The organism is Lysinibacillus sp. 10T31 (assembly GCF_056394365.1).
This window is the reverse complement of record NZ_JBFTHS010000145.1, coordinates 1-938: the sequence shown is the minus strand read 5'-3', so window position 1 is coordinate 938 and position 938 is coordinate 1. Positions and strand designations below refer to the sequence as shown.

Sequence of the window (938 nt, the reverse complement as noted above, 5' to 3'; positions counted from 1 at the left end):
AAATATGGTGGGTCAGGACGGAATCGAACCGCCGACACTTAGAGCTTCAATCTAATGCTCTACCAACTGAGCTACTGACCCATATTTTTAAAAAAATGGCGGTCCCGACCGGGATCGAACCGGCGATCTCCTGCGTGACAGGCAGGCATGTTAACCGCTACACCACGGGACCATTTGGTTGCGGGGGCCGGATTTGAACCAACGACCTTCGGGTTATGAGCCCGACGAGCTACCACTGCTCCACCCCGCGTTAATAATATATTCTTTTCGAGTTTTTCAAGCACCATTTAAATGTAAACTGGAGGAGGTAGAGGGATTCGAACCCCCGCGCGGTGTTACCCGCCTGTCGGTTTTCAAGACCGATCCCTTCAGCCAGACTTGGGTATACCTCCGTAATTATATAAATGGTGGACCTTGCAGGACTCGAACCTGCGACCGGACGGTTATGAGCCGTCTGCTCTAACCAACTGAGCTAAAGGTCCTTTAAGATGGCGGCAGAGGGGATCGAACCCCCGACCTTACGGGTATGAACCGTACGCTCTAGCCAGCTGAGCTACGCCGCCAGGATCTTTATACTGGTTATCTTTTATGGTGGAGCCTAGCGGGATCGAACCGCTGACCTCCTGCGTGCAAGGCAGGCGCTCTCCCAGCTGAGCTAAGGCCCCATAAAGTGGTCGGAATGACAGGATTCGAACCTACGACCCCTTGGTCCCAAACCAAGTGCTCTACCAAGCTGAGCTACATTCCGATAAATATTAATTTGGCGCGCCCGACAGGAGTCGAACCCATAACCTTCTGATCCGTAGTCAGACGCTCTATCCAATTGAGCTACGGGCGCTAATTATTAAAATAAAAAATGGTGCCGAGGGCCGGAATCGAACCGGCACGGTAGTCACCTACCGCAGGATTTTAAGTCCTGTGCGTCTGCCAGTTCCGCC

General features: G+C 52.6%; 9 tRNA genes. All 9 read right to left on the bottom strand.

Features of this window, described 5'->3' with window-relative positions:
* Nucleotides 1–5: 5 nt before the first annotated feature.
* Nucleotides 6–81: transfer RNA gene (locus tag AC1DCY_RS27240), tRNA-Phe, on the bottom strand.
* Nucleotides 82–96: 15 nt separating this feature from the next.
* Nucleotides 97–172 (bottom strand) — tRNA-Asp (locus tag AC1DCY_RS27235).
* A gap of 3 nt (nucleotides 173–175) precedes the next feature.
* A tRNA-Met gene (locus tag AC1DCY_RS27230) sits at nucleotides 176–250 on the bottom strand.
* A 49-nt stretch (nucleotides 251–299) separates the two neighbouring features.
* A tRNA-Ser gene (locus AC1DCY_RS27225) sits at nucleotides 300–392 on the bottom strand.
* A 13-nt stretch (nucleotides 393–405) separates the two neighbouring features.
* Nucleotides 406–482 (bottom strand) — tRNA-Ile (locus AC1DCY_RS27220).
* Between the two features lie 7 nt (nucleotides 483–489).
* A tRNA-Met gene (locus AC1DCY_RS27215) sits at nucleotides 490–563 on the bottom strand.
* Between the two features lie 26 nt (nucleotides 564–589).
* Nucleotides 590–665, bottom strand: a tRNA-Ala gene (locus AC1DCY_RS27210).
* A 6-nt stretch (nucleotides 666–671) separates the two neighbouring features.
* Nucleotides 672–748 (bottom strand) — tRNA-Pro (locus AC1DCY_RS27205).
* Nucleotides 749–761: 13 nt separating this feature from the next.
* A tRNA-Arg gene (locus AC1DCY_RS27200) sits at nucleotides 762–838 on the bottom strand.
* Between the last annotated feature and the right edge of the window lie 100 nt (nucleotides 839–938).